18 protein-coding genes are annotated in these 21161 nt (G+C 66.6%); 5 read left to right on the top strand and 13 right to left on the bottom strand.

Features of this window, described 5'->3' with window-relative positions; translation table 11 throughout:
* Positions 1–62: 62 nt before the first annotated feature.
* The 5 genes from RS84_RS13580 to RS84_RS13560 all read right to left on the bottom strand — a co-directional run bounded on the left by RS84_RS13580 (position 63) and on the right by RS84_RS13560 (position 8024).
* The gene (locus tag RS84_RS13580) at positions 63–1568 is read right to left on the bottom strand and encodes a hypothetical protein (protein WP_045258358.1); all 1506 of its coding nucleotides are present in this window, start codon (positions 1566–1568) and stop codon (positions 63–65) included.
* 249 nt (positions 1569–1817) lie between these two features.
* Positions 1818–4892 carry a type I restriction endonuclease subunit R gene (locus tag RS84_RS13575; RefSeq protein ID WP_045258357.1) on the bottom strand — a complete coding sequence of 1025 codons (3075 nt, stop codon included), beginning with the start codon at positions 4890–4892 and terminating at the stop codon, positions 1818–1820.
* 1 nt (position 4893) lies between these two features.
* Positions 4894–6096 carry a restriction endonuclease subunit S gene (locus RS84_RS18745; protein ID WP_082062193.1) on the bottom strand — a complete coding sequence of 401 codons (1203 nt, stop codon included), beginning with the start codon at positions 6094–6096 and terminating at the stop codon, positions 4894–4896.
* Positions 6086–7603, bottom strand: coding sequence for a type I restriction-modification system subunit M (locus RS84_RS13565; RefSeq protein ID WP_045258356.1), 1518 nt, complete (start codon positions 7601–7603; stop codon positions 6086–6088). Before RS84_RS13565 ends, RS84_RS18745 begins: the two co-directional genes overlap by 11 nt.
* A gap of 199 nt (positions 7604–7802) precedes the next feature.
* A complete protein-coding gene (locus RS84_RS13560) occupies positions 7803–8024 on the bottom strand; it encodes a helix-turn-helix domain-containing protein (protein WP_045258355.1) in 222 nt (73 codons plus the stop codon).
* Between the two features lie 94 nt (positions 8025–8118).
* On the opposite strand from RS84_RS13560, the gene RS84_RS13555 reads away from it, so the two are divergent.
* Genes RS84_RS13555 through RS84_RS13550 form a run of 3 tightly spaced genes read left to right on the top strand, consistent with a single transcriptional unit; the run spans position 8119 to position 10139 of the window.
* The gene (locus tag RS84_RS13555) at positions 8119–8319 is read left to right on the top strand and encodes a hypothetical protein (RefSeq protein ID WP_045258354.1); all 201 of its coding nucleotides are present in this window, start codon (positions 8119–8121) and stop codon (positions 8317–8319) included.
* A gap of 10 nt (positions 8320–8329) precedes the next feature.
* Positions 8330–8461, top strand: coding sequence for a hypothetical protein (locus tag RS84_RS19705; protein WP_268748619.1), 132 nt, complete (start codon positions 8330–8332; stop codon positions 8459–8461).
* 13 nt (positions 8462–8474) lie between these two features.
* The gene (locus tag RS84_RS13550) at positions 8475–10139 is read left to right on the top strand and encodes a hypothetical protein (protein ID WP_152641834.1); all 1665 of its coding nucleotides are present in this window, start codon (positions 8475–8477) and stop codon (positions 10137–10139) included.
* A gap of 800 nt (positions 10140–10939) precedes the next feature.
* On the opposite strand, the gene RS84_RS19210 is transcribed toward RS84_RS13550, so the two are convergent.
* From RS84_RS19210 to RS84_RS13525, 6 genes are all read right to left on the bottom strand, one after another.
* On the bottom strand, positions 10940–11203 hold the full coding sequence (locus RS84_RS19210) for a hypothetical protein (protein ID WP_152641833.1): 264 nt from the start codon (positions 11201–11203) through the stop codon (positions 10940–10942).
* A 210-nt stretch (positions 11204–11413) separates the two neighbouring features.
* Positions 11414–12127 carry a hypothetical protein gene (locus RS84_RS13540; protein ID WP_045258351.1) on the bottom strand — a complete coding sequence of 238 codons (714 nt, stop codon included), beginning with the start codon at positions 12125–12127 and terminating at the stop codon, positions 11414–11416.
* Entirely contained in the window at positions 12124–12369 is a 246-nt protein-coding gene (locus RS84_RS19735) for a ComEA family DNA-binding protein (protein WP_321163039.1), read from the bottom strand. The genes RS84_RS13540 and RS84_RS19735 overlap by 4 nt, the downstream gene beginning before the upstream one ends.
* Positions 12370–12375: 6 nt before the next feature.
* Positions 12376–12720 (bottom strand): SLBB domain-containing protein, encoded by a 345-nt coding sequence (locus RS84_RS19730; protein ID WP_321163038.1) that lies wholly within the window; start codon positions 12718–12720, stop codon positions 12376–12378.
* Positions 12721–12813: 93 nt separating this feature from the next.
* A complete protein-coding gene (gene leuS / locus RS84_RS13530) occupies positions 12814–15390 on the bottom strand; it encodes a leucine--tRNA ligase (RefSeq protein WP_152641832.1) in 2577 nt (858 codons plus the stop codon).
* A 33-nt stretch (positions 15391–15423) separates the two neighbouring features.
* A complete protein-coding gene (locus tag RS84_RS13525; RefSeq protein ID WP_045258349.1) occupies positions 15424–16716 on the bottom strand; it encodes an anthranilate synthase component I family protein in 1293 nt (430 codons plus the stop codon).
* A gap of 41 nt (positions 16717–16757) precedes the next feature.
* Here RS84_RS13525 and RS84_RS13520 point away from each other — a divergent pair, with 41 nt between their 5' ends.
* A complete protein-coding gene (locus RS84_RS13520) occupies positions 16758–17429 on the top strand; it encodes a DedA family protein (RefSeq protein WP_045258348.1) in 672 nt (223 codons plus the stop codon).
* 4 nt (positions 17430–17433) lie between these two features.
* The gene (locus RS84_RS13515) at positions 17434–18459 is read left to right on the top strand and encodes an App1 family protein (protein WP_045258347.1); all 1026 of its coding nucleotides are present in this window, start codon (positions 17434–17436) and stop codon (positions 18457–18459) included.
* A 31-nt stretch (positions 18460–18490) separates the two neighbouring features.
* Here the strand turns inward: RS84_RS13515 and RS84_RS13510 are convergent, their stop codons facing one another.
* Together RS84_RS13510 and RS84_RS13505 are read right to left on the bottom strand one after the other, a co-directional pair.
* Entirely contained in the window at positions 18491–20605 is a 2115-nt protein-coding gene (locus RS84_RS13510; RefSeq protein ID WP_045258346.1) for a bifunctional polysaccharide deacetylase/glycosyltransferase family 2 protein, read from the bottom strand.
* The gene (locus RS84_RS13505; RefSeq protein WP_152641831.1) at positions 20602–21084 is read right to left on the bottom strand and encodes a hypothetical protein; all 483 of its coding nucleotides are present in this window, start codon (positions 21082–21084) and stop codon (positions 20602–20604) included. Before RS84_RS13505 ends, RS84_RS13510 begins: the two co-directional genes overlap by 4 nt.
* Between the last annotated feature and the right edge of the window lie 77 nt (positions 21085–21161).

The raw sequence follows: 21161 nt of genomic DNA, 5'->3' as shown, positions 1-21161 counted from the left end.
TGGTCCATACCGTCAGCCCAATCAAGGGACTCGTGGCGGCTGCTCGGTCGGACCAAGCGGCGTCAATTGGTCGACTTGTTCGGTACGAGATAATGCGGCCCGATCAATCCAACGTGGACCTTTTTCGTCGGCCCACTCGTGTCATCGTGGAAGTAGACCCGGGGCGCGAGGTTGCCTCCGCCTTCCGAGATCTTGAGGTGCGAAAGCATGGTGATGACGCCGGTCGGGTCGACTTCGGTGTCGATCTTGAAGTCGCGAGTCCCCTTGAACTTGCCGCCGTTCTGCACGCCTTCGCTTTCGGTCATCGCCAGCTTTTTGGGCGTGGCCGGCCACCCGAGCACGGGACCAGATGCGCACCACTCCCAGAAGCCGCCCTTGTCCCATCCCTCGGCTCGGTCCTTGGCGTATGCCGCGAGAGCGCGAAGGCCACGCCAAGTCTTGTTGCCCCAGTTGTACGCCTCAGCCGCGGTGTCGATGTCGTCCAACTCCCGGATGGCGGAGTTCGGCACCGAGAGCCACTCAGAGAGGTAGATCTGGGCGGCCAAAGCGGCCTCCGAGGTGTACTGCACCTCATCAGGGATGGACGCGGCCTCGGCATGCTGGGATCCCCAGAAGAGATCAGACAGCCCCTGAGCGAGCAGCGCGTCCTTTATTCGGGAGAGGTGGCCGTTCGCACTAGCGAGCTCGCGCTCGACCGAGCTCTGCTCGTCGCGGGCCACCTCGAGTTCGAACTCCCACTGGTCACGGGCTTCCGTGAGATCCTTCACTGGCACCATGCCGTCAAGCGCGTCGGCCGGCAGCCCGTTCTGTTGACCGAAGACGCGGAACGCGTCGGGTACGCGACGCCGCGTCGAGAGCTGCGCGACGGAGTAGACGATCCTGTCGACCGTGCTCCAGAGGAATTCCTCGAGTCGTGACCGGACGTAGTAGCGGTGACGCCACCCGTCGGAGTGCTTGGTCACGACGCCCGGGGCATAGATGCGGATGCCGCCGTCCCAGATCGCCAGCTGCCCGAACTCATCCTTGAACGCCGCGACGGCCGCGTGGTCGAGAGTGACCACGGCCGCGATTCCCTCAGCGCGCGCGGCGATCGTCGAGGCCGTCTGCAGCCAGGAGCCATCATGCCTGCCGTTCGGCTCCGCGCAGACGATGATCGGGAGAGTTCGCGCCGGATTCGCGAGCATGTCGGTCAGTACTCCGACCCCGATGGCCGGCAGGGCGAGGGGCTCCGTCAGCAGACCACTCCCGCCAAGGTGCGGCTTCTCAACTGCACCGAGTAGATCGTGTACCAGTTTCGGCCGACCGACGGAAACGCGGCGGGCGAGGTCCTCCGACGACATGCTGAGCTCGACGAGCGTGTGGATGCCATCGTCATCCGCCACAACGCGAACGACGGTGACCCAGTCGGTCGGGTCGCCGAACACCTGGTCGGTTGCGGTGACTTCAAAGCCGTCTTCCCCGAGCGACCGGAGCACCACTTCACGATGCCTTCCCTGGGAGACGTCGAAGTCGCTCTGCCCTTCGGAAAGCGCCTCAGGCTCATTCGACTCCTGAGTCCAGGCTGCCACGCACCGCTTCAGTCGCTCAACCGCGAGAACGCGGTCGGTGGTCGAAGTGTCCGACCAAACGGCCCGGTATAGAACGCTCATGCAGATCCCCCTCGAGTCTCAGACGACTCTAGCGAGGGGATCGGACGTCGCGGCGAGATTCTCCGCAGCTCGCGACCGTCCGTGGGCGCGTCTGACGCGCCAACCTGGAGATGTGCCGGGCTCCCTTCGGAAGCTCAGCCGGGATTGAACAGGCACCGCGCTCAGAGATCAGTAGTTCTCTCGCACGTACTGGTAAATCCGGTCGAACAGATCCCCTTTGATTGGCAGGCCGTAGTTCTTCAGCACCGCGCGCAGTTCTCTTCGAACGGCCTTGTCTCCCGCGTCGCTCGACGTCCAGCCGGTGTAGGCGACCTCATGGACGATCGCGTCGATGCGATCGACAATCTCGGGAACGATCTGATGGAGCCCCGGTGGAGTGTTCTCCTCGACGATCTGTGTGAGGACGCCGCGCTTTGGATCCGCGAGTCGCTCGAGTGCGTCTTCGTCGCCCGCTTCTACTGCTCGATCGGCGGCGACGACGTCCTGAGCGATCCTCAGCGCCTCTTCGAGGAACGCAAGTGAGTCCTCGACATTCTCGATGGCCTTCGCCCGCAGCTTCTCGATCCGCTCGGCGAGCGACTTGTACACCGGGCTTTCGCCCTCGGCCAGACGCCGGTGGAGCCGTGCTTCGATCGAGTCGAGCACCTGCTGGTAGACGTCGGGATGCTCAGGTCCTTCAGGCGGATTGCCGGGTAGGCGCAGCTGCTCTGCGATGCGCTTCACCAGTGCCAGCCCGGCGGCGTCGAGGGTGACCGTTCTGGACGCCATCGACTTCACGACTACTTCGTTCATGTGGCCGTGGATAAGTTCGGTGGTCTTGGCACCGAGGCGCGCCCAGAGGAAAGCTCTTGAGACGTCCTTCGGCCGGATCGACTCGTACACCTTTGCGAGCCAGTAGTACTGCTGCTTGAAGGGTGTGAGCATCGGGTGCGGGTCGAGGAACTCCCACACGGTCTGCAGCGCGACGTACGTCTCGACGAACTCAGAGCGCCCGGCGCTGTCTTCGGGGATCCGCTCGTGCGCCTCGGCGAGCGAGTCGAACGAGGAGTCAGTGGTGTCGATCCCGACGAACAGGTGCAACAGGCGTGTGAGGTCGGTGACGAACTTCCCGGCCAGCTTGGAGGCGTCCGTGACGTTCACTTTGTCGTCTTCCCCGCCTCTGGCCTCGGGACCGGCGATGGCGTTGCCGATGGCTTTCGCCAAACCGATGTAGTCGACGACGCGACCGTAGTCCTTGCGTTGCCCGGTGATCGGGTTCTTCCACGGTCGGTTGGGCCGGGTGATCGTCTGGAAGAGGTTCGCGTCCTTCGCTGGCTTGTCCAGGTACAGCACGCCCTCGATCGGCGCGTTGAAGCCGGTCATCCACTTCGCGGTGACGACGACGAACGACATGGGATCGTCGACCTTCTTGAAGCGGCGTTTCAGTGCTTCCTCCTGCTCGGGCGTAAGCAGGTACTGCCGGTACTCCTTCGGAGTGTCCTTACTGTCGGCGACGTGCATCACAACTCCGACCTCGCGGGGCTGACCGTCCGGCATGATCGCACCCCGCCGCACGAGTTCGTCCTCGATGGCGCGGGCGTACGCGATGACGAGCCTCTGGTTGTATGCGACCACCTGCGCCTTCTGTCCCAGAGGTGCGACGTAAGCGAGGAAGTGATCGACGATGTCGGCGCACACCGCGGCGACGCGCTCCGGGTTCGACAGGATCGTTTCGATGTGGGACGCCTTGCCAGAGAGGTAGACCTTCTCGTCCTCATCGAGGGCCTCGTCGCTCGCGAGCTCGTCGAAGGCCTCGTCCAGGGCATCCTTGTCCAGACTGAAGCCGACGGACCTGCCCTCGACGATGACCGGCTTCGTGAAGCCGTCGGCGATCGACTGCTCGGGCGTGTACCTAGACATGACGAAGTCGGGGTCGTCGGGGTCTCCGAAGAGCTTGAAGGTGGATCGGTCCTTGTCCTGAATCGCGGTGCCGGTCGCGCCGAAGAACTTGGCGTTCGGCACCGCGGCACGCCAGGCCTCGCCGAACTTCCCTTCCTGAGAGCGGTGCGCCTCGTCGACGAGGACGACGATGTTCGATCGGTCGTTGAGGTGCCCGGCCTCGGCGAACTTGTGCACGGTAGTGATGACGACCCCGGGCTCACCACTGCGGAGCAGGGCGAACAGCTCACGCCGATTCTTGGGCACGCTCATGCGAGGCATGCCCGCGGTCTCGAACATCTCTGCCGTCTGCCGGACCAGATCCTTCCGGTCGGCGATGACGATGACCGTCGGCGCGCCGCCGAAGACCTCGGTCACTGCCGGGTCCCGCAGCAGGCGCGCCGCGGCGAACGCCATCAGCTCAGTCTTTCCCGAACCCTGGTGGTGCCAGATCAGGCCGCCGGGGCGGCCGTCGAGAACTTTCTGGTGGATGCCGAGAGCCGCCTCGAACTGTGGGTACCGGGGCAGGAACTTGAGGTCGACCTCGGAAGCGTCCCGCGCGTGGCGGAACATCGCCAGGTCTTTGAGCATCGGCAGGATCGTCTCCGGCCGAAGCAGCAGCCGTGCCGCGCGCTCGACGCGGGCAGGACCCGTGATGACTTTCGGGTCGTCCTCAGTCGACCCCCACGGTGCCCAGATCTCGGAGGCGGGATCCGGGACGGCACGGATCGGAGCCATGCGGAGTTCCAGACCTTCGGTCGCGACGTTGAAGACGTTCGTCGCGAAGAAGTTCGGATACTCCTCCTCGTAGGTGCCGTAGATGTCGCGCGCGGCGTTAACCCACGAGACCTGTTGCTTCACAGGCGTCTTCGTCTCCACGACGACCAGTGGGAAGCCATTGACGTAGTAGACGACGTCGAAGCGGCGCGGCCTACCTGCACCAGCAATCGTGACCTCGTCGGCGACGGTGAACCGGTTGTTGTCGAGGTTCTCGAAATCGATCAGGCGACGCGGCACATGTTCCCCGTCGATGGTCGGAAACGAGTGGTCCCCCCGCAGCATCACCGTCAGACGCTCGTTGGCCGCGACCAACCCGTTGTGCGCATCCAGAACCACCTGGTTGAGGTCGTGAAGCACAAGCTCTGCAGACTCGGGATCATCAGCGAGTTCCGTGTTCAGCGCGAGCAGCGCCTCACGGGCCCAGCCCTCGACGATCACGTCGTGCTCGTCACGGGGCAGTTCATCGCCGCGGAGATACTCCCAGCCGGCCTCTTCTGCCCACTCGATCAGAGACCGTTGGATTGTGCTCGCTTCGGTGAAACCCATGTCACGGCACCTCCTCAAGAATTCTGTCATAGGAGTCGGGTATTTCGATCTCCTGAGTCAGGAGAGCGCTCACGAGAACGGAGCGGAAGTCACGCAAACGAGAGAGCTCATCTGCAAGCGATTCGGCTTGCGCATACGTTGCCCGCAGTTGCCCACTAATCGCTATCTGCTCCTCGAGGGGCGGGAGTGCGAACTGGATCGCTGAGACGAGCTTCTGATTGACCGATGGGACGGCTCCGCTCTGCGACAGCTCGCCAAGCCGCAGATTCGACATGACAGCAAACAGGAAGTCAGTTGTGACACGCTCACGGGGGATCAGGCCCATGATGTTCTGATCGAACGCCGATGGCTGGACAAGAACTCGGCGCTTTTCGGTTCGCATAGCAGCACCAATGATGGGGAACAGCACAGTTCCAGCGGGGCAAACGCGAGGCTTGACTTCACTGATGGTCTCGTGGGTCAGCCAATTGGGCGCAACACGCATCTCCCGCTGGTTCCCTCGGAGATTCATGTCTGACACTTTGAAGTACGGTAGCATCCCGCTCGCTTCGCCCTGGAAACGATCGGGAAAAGCCCTCCCAGTCGCCGTGACCGCAACATCGCCGATGGTCGTGCGTTCCCAATGGGGCTCGGGGGTAAGTAGCACGGTGCCAAGAACGGAAGCGGTCCGCTCGAGCCTGTCCACCTCGGTCGCGACCGCCTCGATCTGGGCGTCCACCGCGGCAACAATGTCGACGATACGACGTTGTGCGACTACCGACGGAAGAGCGACTACGTAGTCGTTGAACTGTGACTCTTTCCACCGGTTTCGGCTAGCAGTCGTGCCAGTGCTCGCGCGCTCGACGAAAGACCACACAGACCGCTGCTGGAAGTGCACCTTCAAGAATTCCGGCAATAGTCGCGAGCGGTCGCAGACGAACAGTGGAAATTCGTTGGAGACATAGCAACCTGCCAGGTTGTCATTAACGAGTCCGAATGACCCCTTCCAGGCAAAAAGGCGATTGTAGATGAATTGCCCAGGCTGAACTCGGTTGAAACGTGTCGCTTTAGACGTCTCCGCGGTCACGATCTCGCGAAGGAAAGGACCCTCCGCGTACCACCTCACTCCGAGGAGCGGATACTCCTCACCCGGCGCGACCTTGACGGAGTCCTGGACCTGGTGTGTCACTTCTCCCAGCCGCGTCGGTGTCCATTCACTCGTCATCGGGCACCTCGAGAATGCTCAGGTCGATACCCGCTGCAGCGAGGCGCTCGAACATGGCGCTCTCGGCATCGATGCGGCGCTGGCGCGCATCCGCGTAGGCGACGAGCGCGGCACCCAGGTCGGCGGTCTCCTCGGCGGCGACCTTGATGTACCGCCCCATGTTCAGGTCGAAGGCGTTGCTCTCGATCTCCTCGAGCGGCACCAGCCGGACTTCCGTGCCGTCCTCGCCATCTGGGTCCTGGCCTGTGTGGTACGCGTCAATGAGGGCCTTGACGTCGTCCCCGGACATGACGTTCTGCTTCTTGCCCTTGTCGAACCGGGCTGAGCCGTCGATGAACAGGACGTGACCCTTGCGCTCGGCGGGCTTCCGTTCACGGAAGATCAGCAGGCAGGCCGGGATCGACGTCGAGTAGAACAGGTTCGGAGGCAGGCCGACGACCGCCTCCAGACGATCCTCCTTGATGAGGCACTGCCGGATTTTCGCCTCGGCCCCGCCACGGAACAGCACACCGTGGGGCATGACGACGCCCACGCGACCGGTGCCCGGGTTCATCGACGAGACCATGTGCTGGACGAAGGCGAAGTCACCGTTCTTCGCCGGGGGCACCCCGCAGAACGCTCGCGGATCCGCCGCCCAGCGGTCAGCTCCCCAGTTCGCCAGGGAGAACGGCGGGTTCGCGATGACGACGTCGAAGGTGCGGACAGCCCCTCGGGTATCCTTGAACGCCGGCGCACGGAGAGTGTCGCCACGCTTGATCTCGAAATCCTCGATCTCGTGCAGGAACAGGTTCATCCGAGCGATCGAGGCGGTGGTCAGGTTGATCTCCTGTCCGTAGACCCGGAGCGTGCGGTGATCCTTGCCGGACTCCCGAAGCTGGTTGATCGTGGCCACGAGCATGCCGCCCGAGCCGCAGGTCGGGTCGTAGACAGACTCGCCAGGCTCCGGCTGCAGGATCCCGACGAGAAGGTTCACGACCTCGCGAGGGGTGAAGAACTCCCCTGCTTTCTTGCCGGACTCGTCGGCGAAGTTCTTCAGCAGGTACTCGTAGCCGGCACCGAGCAGATCGTGTGAGACCGTCGACGGGTCGAGGCGGATCTGGTTGAACGCTTGAATCAGACCGAGCAGCGCCGACTCCGGGATGCGCTCCTTGTTGCCCCAGGAGGCATCGCCGAACACGCCGGCCAGAGACTTCGGGTTCGCCTTCTCGATGCGCTGGAAGGTCTTCGTGATCGTTGCGCCGAGGTTGACGACGGTGGCGGTGACCTCGTCCCACATTGTGCCCGGCGGCAGCTCGAAGCGGTGGAAGTCCGCCTCGATCTCGTCGTCAAGCTCGTCGCCGTACTCGTCGAGCGCCTCCTCGCGCTCGTAGACCCAGGTATCGCTGATCCACTTCCAGAAGAGCATCGGGAAGACGTAGGTCTTGAAGTCGGCCGGATCGACCGGGCCACGCAGTGCGTTGGCGGCGGCCCACAACCGGGACTCGAGCTCTTGCTGAGTGATCGTCACTGAACTTGTTGCTCCTCGATCTCGCCATGGTGGCGCTTGCGGTTGCCGCACACCAAGTTGGATTAGCCCTAACGCCGGCCAATCCAGGAACTTCAAATCTATCGAGTGAATCCGACATGAGAACGAATGTCGACGAGGTCAGGGACTGAGGCGGAGTGCCGCGCGGCGACAGAAGGGAGACCGGGTGACTCGGGGCCCGCTATGCCCGCATCGGATTCAAGAGCGACAGCGGCTCGACACCGAGCTGATCAGCCAGCGCGTCGACCGAGTCCAAGGTCAAATTCCGCTCACCGCGCTCGATTCCAGCGAGGTAGCGGGGTGTGACGCCGAGTTCCTCCGCTAGGCCTTCCTGCGTGAGCCCTCGGGACCGGCGGAGTTCGCGCAGCTGCGCGCCCAGGACCGATCGGAGGGATTTCGACACCTTTCAAGCGTCGCGGCGGGTACTCATGGCTTCCAGGTACTTATAAGTTCCGGTTGTCCGCCCGCGCGCGGCGCTTCTCCCCTAGGCTCGACCCATGGACTACGAGCGCTTCGAGGGCCCGGACGGACTCGAGATCCGCGTCCCACGCGACGACGACTACCGCACCTGCGCGGTCTGCGGCGGCGACTGCGAGCCGGAGCCCATGATCACAGAGCAGCACGGCGTGCGCATCGCATTCACCTGCCCGGAGCACGGGCCGCAGGGCGTCGTCGATCCGTTCGACGACGTTCGGTAGGGAGCATGAGATGGCGATGAGTCTGGACGAGTTCGTCGTCGACCATCCGGTCGACCGGTCTGCTGTGGACGCGCACAAGCGGTGCATGCTCGAAGCGATCGAGGAAGCGCGGCGGGAGGACGGCGAGCAGGAGCAGGACTAGTGCGCCGCCAGTCGTGATCCTCCGACTCTCAGGCAATCTCCGGTCAGTAGGGAAGTTCAAGCGCGAAACACCAGGCGGGCCAGCGTCGGGGGCTTTCGATACCGTTGCTCGTATGAACCGGCCTGTGAATGACCGACAGTTGGAGGTCCTGCAGTGGATCGCCGACGGCTGTCCCGCCGGGAAATGGCCCGAGGACGACAACGTGCACAAGATCAGTGCCGCTGCGCTCAAGTCCCGAGGCCTCGCGACCGTCACCGGCCACGGCCGGACGTGGACCGCGACGGTCACAGAGGCTGGCAAGCATTACCTGGAGCACGGGAGCTACCCGCCGAGCGACGAACCGCCGGCCACTGTCGTACCCGCTGTTCGCTCACGCCGCGAGAAGCCGACGAAGGTCGATCTGGGCGAAGGCGCGTCAGCAACACTCGCTGAGGCGAGAGCGCTGATCACGCAGCTCCAGAATCAAGGACAGCTCACCGTTCCCGACCCGGCGGAGTCGGTCCGCGCCCGCTATCGACGCGTGCTGCACGCCTGCAGGGTCCACCACCTGGTTCCGGACGGACAGGAACTGCGCTTCACGGGACGCAGCTCGGGCGACATCGTGGTCATGCTCAGCACCGGCTCTCCGGCGGACACCACGAACTGGGACCGCATCCGAACGACGGCGCGCACCGTCACGACGAATCTCGACGTGCTCCGCACCGCGTTGGAGAACACGTCGATCCTGAACTCGATCAGCGAGACACTTCGCCCCCGCGCCATCGAAGTCGTGCTCGGTCTTGCCGAGGAGCTCCGCGCGCACGAGCTGAGGCTCGCGGTAAACCAGAAGCTCAAGACACCGAAGCTCTTCATCCAGGTCGACACCCGCCGCCGAAGCCTGGAGCTCACCGAGCTGCTGGACGAGGTGCCTCACGTGCTCACCGACGCCGAGCAGCGAGAACTCCGGCGCTCGCCTTGGAAACAGATCCCGAAGTTCGACAGCGTGCCGTCCGGCCGGCTGCATCTCAAGATCGAACGAGATGGTTCGCACCGTGTCGACCTCGGCCGCCAAAGCTACACATACGAACGCAACAGCGAGAGCTGGTCCGACGAGAAGGCGAAGCCACTCGAGACCCGAGTCCGCGAGATCGCACGCGCGATCAAGAAGGGCGTGGTCGACGACGTCGATGCAGCCGACCGCGAGAAGCAACGACGTGCCGAGGCACATGAGGAGCATGAGCGCGAGAAGGCTGCCGAGCGACGAGCATGGGAAGCCATACGCGAACGCGCCCGCGAGAAGGCACTCCTCGTCCAGCGAGAGGTGATCTTCGCGCAGGCATTCGAGAGCTGGCAAGGAGCGCAAGAGCTCCGGGAATTCGCGAGGCAGCTCGAGGCCGAAGCAACCGCGAAAGGCCTGCTGGGAGATCACCCCAGGTTGCAGCAGTGGTTGGAATGGGCGCGACGTCGGGCAGACGAGTTCGACCCGATCGTGAACCTCGCGCACCTCGACGACAGCGTCTTCGACGCGGAGCCATCGGCCAAGGACTTGCGACCGTACATGGAGGGTTGGAACCCTTCAGCGCCCCACAAGGACTACAGCAACGGTCGCGACTCCCACGACCAGCACGGCCAGCATTCGCCACAGCCACGGGCGTGGCACCCGGGAATGCGCGACCGCCCCAGCTGGTGGCGTCGCTAACGCACTGCATGACGTTCGCCGATAACTGGAACTGATAGGTTCCAGTAGCGGCAGGTCATCCTCAGCTGTGCCGCGCTCAGGACTGAGATGTTTCGCCGCTCGGCCTGCTGCCCGCGTCTACCTGCGATCCACGAATGCCACCTACGCGCGCGCAGATCAGCGTCGCGCTTGACGACATCTCTGGGGCCGCGCTCGATGCGTTGACCACCGATGGCACTCCTATTGGCGACGCCGTGCGCGACGCGATCGTCTTCGCCTCCGCAGCTCACCCGTACCGCGCGGAGCACGTGACAGCCGGCGAACCTATCGAACTGTGGCTGAGGCGATTCTCCGCACGTGCACCATCGGTACGCGGGCATCACCCTGACGTTGCGCGCGTGGGGTTCGCCGCTCCACCCACACAAAGGTCAGGACATCCACGAGATCGGCGGGCACAGCTCGACTCGGAGTCCGGACTGTCTGACGCCTGCGCGAGACTGGATCGCATGGGGCCGGGGAACGATACGAACGTCAGTCGAAAGCGCGGCCGCCCCGCCCGGCATCTCCTAAGCGGGATCGCCGTGTGTGGCGTGTGCGACGCGCCGGTCAGGGTCGGCGCTCAGAATGCCGGGAGAGCACGCGGGCTCGTCGTTCCGACTCCCCCGCCTCGCTACCGCGTCTACGAGTGCGCCGGATGGCCAGGGCAGCCCGGATTCCACGTCTCGATGCACCAAGAGCGACTCGATCGCATCGTTACGGACGCGGTACTGGAACGGATCGCGACTCCGTACTTCGAAGTGCCGCGCATCCTGAAGGGCGAATCAGCTCGTGAGGAGCGCGAGGCGCTCCTCCATGAGATCGATTCTCTCCGGGGGTGGCTCGGAGAGGTTCGCGTGGAGTCCAAGCGTCGCAGGAACGAGTCCATGTTGCTGGAGCAGGAAGCCATCGTGCTCCCCCGGATTCAGGCCGCCAATCAAAGGATCCTTGAACTCGAGAAGCGCGATCCATTGATTTTCCGGTTGAACTATTATTTCCCCGTCGCCCCGCTCGTTTGGGATGCCATGCCAATCGCGCAGCGACGACACGTGGTCCAGAAGATGGTGACTCCACGGATTCATCCAGTGGTTCGCGCCAACCGAAGCTCCCGAGCGCTCAACGGGGACCGAGTGGAGCTCGTCTGGGATCCAGGAGGCGCTCAGATTTAGAAGGTGGTAGCCACTGTTTGATCAGGTGGGGCTGAACTAGCTCCTGATCGGGTTGTTCGCTCGATGCTGCCTCCGTTCTCACGATTTTTCTCACATGTATGAGCCGTGTCCGGAGACGGCCGTCAGGTGGCTCAGACCGCTCGCGCGCATGTCGTCGTTCAGCTGCGCCGACACGGCTCGGGTGTCGCCGACGGCCAGCCCAGGGAGCAGCCCGGCGCCCGGCTCGGGCAGCGTGGTCGATCGTGCCACGAAGTCGTGCTTCAGGCCGGCCGCCAGAGCGAAGACGCCGGATGCCGGGTGCTCGACCTCGGCAGAGCTCGCGAACACCACGATCGCGGATCGCTCCCCCGCATCCGTCTCGGCGGCCTGGCCCGTCACCCGGATGCCGGCCCCCATGTCGAATCCCTCGCCGGGGTCGACGCCGATCCGCACGGGTGCCGCGACCGGAGCGATCGCTCCAGGCGGCCCGATGCCGGTGAGCTGCGCTTCGAACCACAGCCGCCCGTCCTGCCCGATCGACGCGGACGAGGTGATCTCCGCCGTCGCCTCGACGATCCGCCCGCTCCACGCCTGCGCGTCACCCCGCCCTGGCAGTGCCAGGATGACCGACACCGCGACCGCCGACGCGACGGCGAGCACGAAGCCCACGAGCGCGACACCGCGGCGTCGAAGCGCCAGCATCACGATCGCCCCGACGAGGCCGGCTCCGGCGGTCCAGGGGGCAGCAGCAGGCACGAAGACGCACAGGAGCGCGACCGCCCAGACAGCGGCCGCCAGCGGCAGCATCCGCAGATCGCGCCTCACACCCGCACTCCGTCGCGGATGCCCTCGAGGAGCTTCTCGCCGATGCCCGGCACCGCCAGCAGGTCGTCGACAGACGCGAAGCGACCGTTCTCCTCACGCCAGGCGATGATCCGCTCCGCCAGAGCCGGTCCGATGCGGGGCAGAGTCTCCAGCGCAGCCTGATCGGCCGTGTTCAGGTCGATGCGGGCGTCGGTCGGGGCTGCGCCGGGAGCACCCGATGCCGCGGCACCGAGCGTCGGCACGATGATCTACTCGCCGTCGGTGAGCGTACGAGCCAGATTGATCCCGGCGAGGTCGGCGTCGTCCGTCGTTCCGCCGGCAGCCGCGACCGCATCGACCAGCCGGGCGTCGAGATCGAGCACGTACAGGCCGGGTACGTGCACCGCGCCGAGCACGTGCACGTACAGCTCGCCTGTGGACGAGGCCGCCGTCGACTCGGACACCGGCACCCGCTCGCTCGGCGCCGCCTGACCGCGCATGATCCCGAGTCCGACGGCGGCCGAGAGCACCACGAGTGCGAGCACGATCGCCGCGCCCACACTCAGCCGCAGCTTCCGCGGCGGCGTGAGCGGCGGCGGCGACGAATCGGGCATCCGCCCACGCTAAGCCCGTCGGCACACCGCCAGGATGGTCAGAAACGCGCGCGGTGGAGAACCCGCTCAGGTCGCCGATCTGTGCAGAGCGACTCAGCCCTTGACGACGAAGCTCACGATCTTCGGAGCGCGCACGACGACCTTGACGATCTCCTTGTCGCCGATCGACCGGATCACGCGCTCATCCGCGCGGGCGAGAGCCTCGAGCTCCGCCTCGCCGATGCGCGCCGACACCTCGAGCTGCGCGCGGACCTTGCCGCCCACCTGCACGACGGCCGTGATCTTGTCCTCCACGAGAAGCGCCGGATCTGCCGAGCGCCAGGTCACGAGGCCGACAGACGGCTCGTGACCGAGCATCTCCCACATCTCCTCCGCGGTGTGCGGGGCGATGAGGTCGAGCATCACCGCGATCGTCTCCGCAGCCTCGCGCACGGCGGGGTCTGCGGGGCCCGCCGGCCCGTCGATCGTCTTGCGAGTGATGTTCACGAGCTCCATCAGGCGCGCGACCAGCACGTTGAACTTGGTCTGCTCGACCAGGGCCGGCGCCTCGGAGAGCAGCTTGTGCGTAGCGCGGCGCAGAGCCGAGTCGCCGCCGTCGAAGACCACGTCGACCGGGCTCGACACCTCGCCGGCGATGCGCATCGCGCGGGCCAGGAACTTCTGGGCGCCGGTGGTCGACACGTCGGCCCAGTCCTTGTCGTCTTCCACGGGGCCCGCGAAGGCCAGTCCCACACGCAGCGCGTCGGCGCCGTGCGCGTCGAGCTCCTCCTGGAACAGCACCAGATTGCCCTTGCTCTTCGACATCTTGGTGCCGTTGAGGATGACCATGCCCTGGTTGATGAGGTTGGAGAACGGCTCGGTGAAGTCGATCAGCCCCATGTCGAACAGGACCTTGGTGATGAAACGGGCGTACAGCAGGTGCAAGATCGCGTGCTCGACGCCGCCGATGTACGAGTCGACGGGCGCCCAGCGCGACGCCTCCTTCGGGTCGAACGCGAACTGTTCGCTGTTCGGCGACAGGAAGCGCAGGAAGTACCAGGAGCTGTCGACGAAGGTGTCCATGGTGTCGGGGTCGCGAAGCACCGGGTCGCCGGTCTCGGGGTCGACCGTGCGCACCCAGCCCTCGGCCGCGCCCAGGGGGGACGCGCCCTTCGGCGACAGGTCGAGGCCCTCGACGCTCGGCAGCTTCACCGGCAGCTGATCCTCCGGTACCGGGATGATGCGCCCGTCGTCGGTGTGCAGCATCGGGATCGGGGTGCCCCAGAAGCGCTGGCGCGAGATCAGCCAGTCGCGCAGGCGGTAGTTCTTCGCCGCGCGGCCGGTGCCCGATGCTTCGAGCTGCTCGATCGCGCGGGCGATCGCGTTGCGCTTGGACAGGCCGTTCAGCGGACCGGAGTTGATCATCCGTCCCTCGCCGGTCAGCGCGATGCCCGTGGTCGCCGGGTTCTGCTCGTCGAGCGCCGCGCCGGTGTCGATCGGCACTCCCTCGTCGTCGACCTCGATCACCGGCATGGCGCCCGTGATCGGAGCGGTGGTGTCGACCACGACCTTGACCGGCAGGTCGAAGGCGCGTGCGAAATCGAGGTCGCGCTGGTCGTGCGCGGGCACGGCCATGACGGCGCCATGGCCGTAGTCGGCCAGCACGTAGTCGGCGGCCCAGATCGGCAGCTTCTCGCCGTTGACCGGGTTGATCGCATAGCGCTCGAGGAACACGCCGGTCTTCGGCCGGTCAGTGGCCTGACGGTCGATGTCCGTCGCCTTCTGCACGTCGGCGAGGTACGACCGGAAGCGCTCGCGCACCTCGTCAGGAGCCTGGGCCGCGAGCTCGGCCGCGAGCTCGCCGTCAGGGGCGACGACGAAGAAGGTCGCGCCGTGCAGCGTGTCGGGGCGGGTCGAGAAGACCGTGACCGGCTCGTCGCGCCCCTCGATGCGGAAGTCGACGTCGGCGCCGATCGAGCGGCCGATCCAGTTGCGCTGCATCTGCAGCACCTTCGACGGCCAGAAGCCCTCGAGCTGGTTCAGGTCGTCGAGCAGGCGATCGGCGTAGTCCGTGATCTTGAAGTACCACTGGGTCAGCTTCTTCTTGACGACCTCGGCACCGCAGCGCTCGCAGCGCCCGTCGACGACCTGCTCGTTCGCGAGCACGGTCTGGTCGTTCGGGCACCAGTTCACCGGGCTCTTCTTGCGGTAGGCCAGGCCTCGCTCGTACAGCTTCAGGAACAGCCACTGGTTCCAGCGGTAGTACTCCGGGTCGGAGGTGTGCAGAACGCGCGTCCAGTCGAACGAGACCCCATAGGCGCGGAAGCCGGCCTTCTGCTGATCGATGTTCTGGTACGTCCACTCGCGGGGGTCGGCACCGCGGCGGATCGCCGCGTTCTCGGCGGGCAGGCCGAAGGAGTCCCAGCCGATCGGGTTCAGGACGTTGTGCCCCCGGTGACGCCAGAAGCGCGCCACGATGTCGGAGTAGAGGTAGTTCTCGGCGTGCCCCATGTGCAGGTCACCGGAGGGGTACGGGAACATCGCGAGCACGTAACGACGCGGGCGCTTGTCGTCCTCGCCGCCCGTCACGAAGGTCTCGTTGTCCGCCCAGTACTTCTGCCACTTGGCCTGGATGGCATGCGCCGAGGGTGCATCGTCTTCGGCGGGAGTGGTGGAGAAGGTCTCAGACAACGAACGCACAACCAATCTGAAGGAAAAACGGGATCAGTTCAGGATATCTGAACCCCAGTGCGCAGGCATTCCGGCGCCGAGTGCGGCCAGCGGAGCGCGCGCCTTGGTCGCCACCTCGGCGACCTCGCTCGCCGCGACCGACCGCCACGTGATGCCGCCTCCCGCACCCACCACTGCCTGCTCGGCGTCGATCACGATGCTGCGGATCACCATCGCCAGGTCGACGGCGCCGTCGTCGCCCAGATAGCCGAAGCAGCCGGCGTAGATGCCTCGCTGCCCGCCTTCGAGCTCGTGCAGGCGCGTCATCGCCGACAGCTTGGGCGCCCCGGTCATGCTGCCGGCGGGGAACGTCGCATCGAGCAGCATCCCCACGGTCGTCCCTTCCGAGGCGGTGCCGCTGACCGTGCTGACCAGCTGGTGGACAGCCGGGTAGCTCTCGAGCGCCCACAGACTCTCGACGCGGATCGAGCCGGGGTCGCACACGCGTGACAGGTCGTTGCGCATGAGATCGACGATCATCACGTTCTCGGCGCGCTCCTTCGGATCGGCCTGCAGCTCTGCGGCGAGCGCAGCATCCGTCTCCGCATCCGCGCCTCGCGGCCGTGTGCCCTTGATCGGCTTGGTGCGGATGACGCCCGCCTCGACGTGCAGGAACTGCTCCGGACTCGCGCTGAGCAGAGCCCGGCCGCCGATGCGGATGAAGCCGCCGTGGTGCGCGGGGGTCGCCTCCCGCAGCCGCAGGTACGCGGCGACGGCGTCGTGCCTTCCCGGCACGGCGAACCGGGTCGTGAGGCAGAGCTGATACGCGACACCGGCGCGGATGAGCGCCCGGCACTCTTCGATGAGGGTCGCGTACTGGGCGGGAGTATGACGGGCGGATGCCGTGCGCTCTGTGACGGCGGAGGGAGCGGATGCCGGCTCACTGGGCACTCGGAGGACTCTCTCCCAGTCGTCGAGATCTCCTGCCGCGGCGAGCAGCCAGGTCTCCCCGGTCGCGTGATCGAACGCGGCGATCCTCGTGGCGCGGAGCCAGGCGCTGCCGACGGACTCGGCTGCGGGGGCGCCGGCGCGGCGCGCTCCGGTCTCGTAGTCGCACCATCCCACCCAGCCGCCGGAGAACGGAATGCGCCCGACCTGCTGCCGGTCGATGCGCACATCGGCGGGCAGGGCGTCCGCGACCCCCGTGCCGACGAAGCTCCACCCCTCTCCGGCTCCCGTGCCCGCATCGAGCCAGAACACGTCCGGCGAGTGGGCCTCGAGTGCGAGGAAGAGCGCGGCCGGGTCGACGCGTGCGGTCACGGCGCGGACGGACAGGGCTTCGGGCACTGTTCCAGCCTAGATCGCACCGCCCGGCGTAGTCTCGTGGCGTGAATGACTTCGTGCCGTGGCTGATCGAGTTCATGCGGTCGATCGACCCGATCGCACGCACACTGCTCGCGGGTCTCGCCGTGCTGCTGGAGACCAGCATCCTCATCGGTCTCGTCTTTCCCGGTGACACGGTGGTGCTGGTCGCGTCGATCGGCATCACGAGCCCGCTGGAGGGTGTCGCCATGGTGATCGCGGTGGTGGTCGGCGCTCTGATCGGCGAGAGCATCGGCTTCGGTCTGGGTCGCTGGGTCGGGCCGCACATCCGCGCGTCGTGGATCGGCCGGCGCGTCGGCGAGCACAACTGGGTGAGGGCAGAGCGCTACCTCGCCCGCCGAGGCGGCATCGCGATCTTCCTCTCCCGCTTCCTCCCCGTGCTGCATTCGCTGGTTCCGCTCACGGTCGGCATGAGCCATTACTCCTACCGGCGGTTCCTCGCCTGGACGGCTCCCGCCTGTCTGCTGTGGGCGACGGCGTATGTGAGCATCACCTCCCTCGCTGTCGGCAGCTTCGACGAACTCGCCGACCAGGTGCACTTCGCGGGCTACATCTTCGTGGGCATCATCGTCGTCTTCCTGCTGCTCGTCCTGCTCAGCAAGAAGGTCATCGCCCGCGTGGAGCGGCACCACCTCGACTCCGACGACGCAGAAGCCGGCGCCGACGTGAAAGACTGAGGCAATGGCCTCATCTCCTCCGGCCGCCAGAATCCACTGGTTCGCCCGACTCGAACACCGCCTCCACGTGTGGCGCGAAGGACGAGCGCGCCGTCGGGGACGCACCGCGACGATCGTGCCGTTCCCCGGCTACGGCGGTCCCGGGTGGGTCCGCGTGGTCGGACGCGTGCTGATCGTGCCCCCGCAGCGCAGCACGAAGACGGGCGAGCCGGCGAGCGTGCGCGGCTGGCGCAGCTTCGTCGGCATCCCCGTCAGCTTCGCGAAGGTGACGGTGCAGTTCGGCGAGACGACGCACCATGTGGTCGCCGACCGCGGCGGCGTGATCGACGCCGTGATCGACGCCGATCTCGAACCGGGCTGGCAGACGTTCACGGTCTCGGTGGAGGGTCAGGCGGCAGTCGAGGCGACCGCCTTCGTCGTGGCGGAGGACACCACGTTCGGCGTCGTCTGCGACGTCGACGACACCGTCATGGTCACCGCTCTCCCCCGCCCGTTCATCGCCGCATGGAACTCCTTCGTCGTCGACGAGCACGCCCGTCTCCCGGTGCCGGGTATGGCTGTGCTCCTCGATCAGCTGCTCCGACAGCATCCGGGCGCCCCGATGGTGTATCTCTCCACCGGCGCCTGGAACGTCGCCCCCACGCTCAAGCGCTTCCTCGGCCGCCATCTCTTCCCGACCGGGTCGATGCTCCTGACCGACTGGGGTCCCACGCACGATCGCTGGTTCCGCAGCGGGCGCGAGCACAAGCTCACGAACCTCCGCCGTCTCGCGGCCGAGTTCCCGCACGTGCAGTGGCTGCTGATCGGCGATGACGGCCAGCACGACGAAGCGATCTACTCGGAGTTCATGCAGGAGCATCCGGGTTCCGTGGCCGCGGTCGCGATCCGCCGGCTGCTCCCTGCGGAGGCGGTGCTGGCCGGTGGCCGCGCCGACCAGGAGGAGCATGCGCAGCACACGGCTCCGTGGGTGAGCGCAGAGGACGGCGCCGGCCTTCGGGATCAGCTCGGCGAGGTCGGCATCCTGCACTGACCCTTCGACGGGCTCAACGGCTCGGCCGAGGTCAGGAGGCGTTCTGCGGCACCTTCAAGGAGCCGTAGCGCTGCATGCGGTGCCAGCGCAGCCTGGTGCCGGCGATCGCCGTGAACACCGACTGGATCACGACGAGATACATGAGCTGCCGGTAGACGACCTGCTGAAGAGGCAGCGTCCACAGTGGGGCGAGCCGCTCCCCGTCGATCTTGAAGGCGTACACGGCCATTCCGAACTGGATGGCGAGGAATCCCAGCCACAGCGCCGCGATCCGCAGCGGGTCCAGGAACAGCAGACCGTACACCGCGAACACGTCGACCACGGGGGCGAACAGGGGCAGCAGGACCTGCAGGATGAGCAGGTACACCAGGCCGCGCCGCCCGAGCTTGCCTGCGGCACCCCGCTCGACGAGCGCCCCGCGGTGCTTCCACATGGCCTGCAGAGTGCCGTAGCACCACCGGTAGCGCTGCTTCCACAGGGCGCCGATCGTCGCGGGCGCCTCGGTCCAGGCCCTGGCGTCGTCCTGGTAGACGACGCGCCAGCCGTCGCGGCACAGCGCCATCGTGAGATCCGTGTCCTCGGCGAGCGTGTCGTCGCTCACGCCGCCGACGCGCTGCAGAGCCTCCCTGCGAAAGCCGCCGATCGCGCCGGGGACCGTGGGCATGCACTCCGCGACGTCGAAAAGGCGTCGATCGAGGTTGAAGCCCACGACGTATTCGATGTGCTGCCACGCGCCCAGCACGCCACCGCGGTTCGCGACCTTGGTGTTGCCGGACACGGCGCCGACAGCGGGATCGGCGAAGGGCTGCAGCAGCCGCTCGACCGTGTCCTCCTCGAACACGGTGTCTCCGTCGACCATCACGATCAGCTCGCCCGAGGCCGCCTCGATGCCGGCGTTCAGCGCCGAGGGCTTACCCCCGTTGGGCTTCGTGATCAGCGTGACCTGCGGCAGATCGAGTCGCGAGACGATCTCCGCCGTGGCGTCGGTGGACCCGTCGTCGACCACGATGATCTCGACCTCGCGACTCGAGGCCGCGATCGACCGCACGGCGGCCTCGATTCCCGCCTCCTCGTTGTGCGCGGGCACGATCACGGAGACGACTCCCCGATGCTGCCAGCGGCGCCGCCGGGCAGCGGCCACCGCGCCGCGGCGGTGCCGCACCGCGAGCGCCATCACGAGCACGGCTCTGATCAGCATCACCGCCCCGCTGAGCACGAGAGCGACACTGATCGCGGTCACGACGAACGAGCTGATCGACAGCGCCGCGAGCACCGCGACCCCCGTGGCGCGATCAGCAGCGGATGCCGGAGTCATCGCCCCGCTGAGACCGGCCGCGCCGCTCACCGTGGTCGCCTCGATGCCTGCGGCCTGATATTCGCTCAGGAGCTCGTCGAGGGCCGCGACGGTCTCGGAGCGATCGCCTCCTCCGTCGTGCATCAGCAGCACGTCGCCGGACCCGCCTTCCGCGGGCGTCGCGTTGCGAATGATCGCCGAAACGCCGGGGCGCTCCCAGTCCCTGCTGTCGAGTGTCGACAGCACCGAGACGTAGCTGCGGTCGGCGGCGTCGACGACGACCGACCAGGTGCCGTCGGTCAGAGCCGCAGGCGAGGAGCTGTACGGCGGCCGGAACAGCGAGGAGGTGAGACCCGATGCCCCCGCAAGTGCCGACTGCGCCGCGTGGAACTCGAGGTCGCGACGCCACCCGGGCGCGGTGGCCAGATCCGCATGCGTGAACGTGTGCACTCCGACTTCGTGCCCCTCGGCGATCATCCGCCGCACGAGATCGGGGTGCTGCGCCGCAGCGGTGCCCACCACGAAGAACGTCGCGTGCACATGATGCTTCGCCAGGACGTCGAGGATCTTCGGAGTCCACTCGGGATCGGGGCCATCGTCGAAGGTCAGCGCGAGAGTCCCGGCGCGCGGGGCGATGGAGCCGCCCGTGGCCCGCGGATCGACGATCGGCCCGCCCTCGATCGCGTCTGCCGGTACGGCATCAGCCGAGGCGTCGGCAGCGGGTGCGCGGTCGCCGAGCGTGGACAGATGCTGGGTGTACCCCTGCACTGCGAGAGCGGCTCCCACCGCGAGGAGCACGACCACGAGGGACACCCAGTGCGCCCGGACACGCACGGGTCGTGCGGCGTTCACGGCTGAGGGCGCCCCGTGCTGTGCGGATCGGGCACGGCGGCCCTGTTGTCGGCTCCCGGCGAGGTCGCGCTGACGGTCTGCCCTGGCGCCGACTCGCTGTTGCCCGGTGCATCCGACGCAGGCGCCGTCGCGGCGGGTTCGGAGACGTCGGCCGGGGGCGCCGCCGCCGTCTCGCTGGTCGTCGCCGTCGTCGTCGTCACGACCGGGTCTGACTCCTCGGTCGCGATCGGCGCGGGGCTCTCGGACGGCGGCGTCACCGGCGAGGGCAGCGGGCGCGGCAGTGCCACGCTCTCACCGATGGATGTCGGGAAGAACGGAGCGTTGATGGTCGGGCCCCCGAGAAGCGCGCTGACCACGAGCGCCAGGTAGGTCGCGGCCACCGCCGAGCCGATCCATGCGGCGATGACGGCCCAGCGTCGGCGTCGGCCTCGAGGGTCTACGAACACGGGCGTCGGTTCGGAAAGGGCGTGAGCGGGCATCGAGGAGTCCTGCGTCGGGGTCGGGTGGGCCGATTCTACCCGCCGAGCCCGGATGCGGGCTGGACGTCTATCCTCGA

Source organism: Microbacterium hydrocarbonoxydans, from assembly GCF_000956475.1.
GTDB lineage: Bacteria > Actinomycetota > Actinomycetes > Actinomycetales > Microbacteriaceae > Microbacterium > Microbacterium hydrocarbonoxydans_A.
The sequence above is the reverse complement of the archived record's forward strand: the minus strand, read 5'-3'. Positions and strand labels throughout refer to the sequence as shown.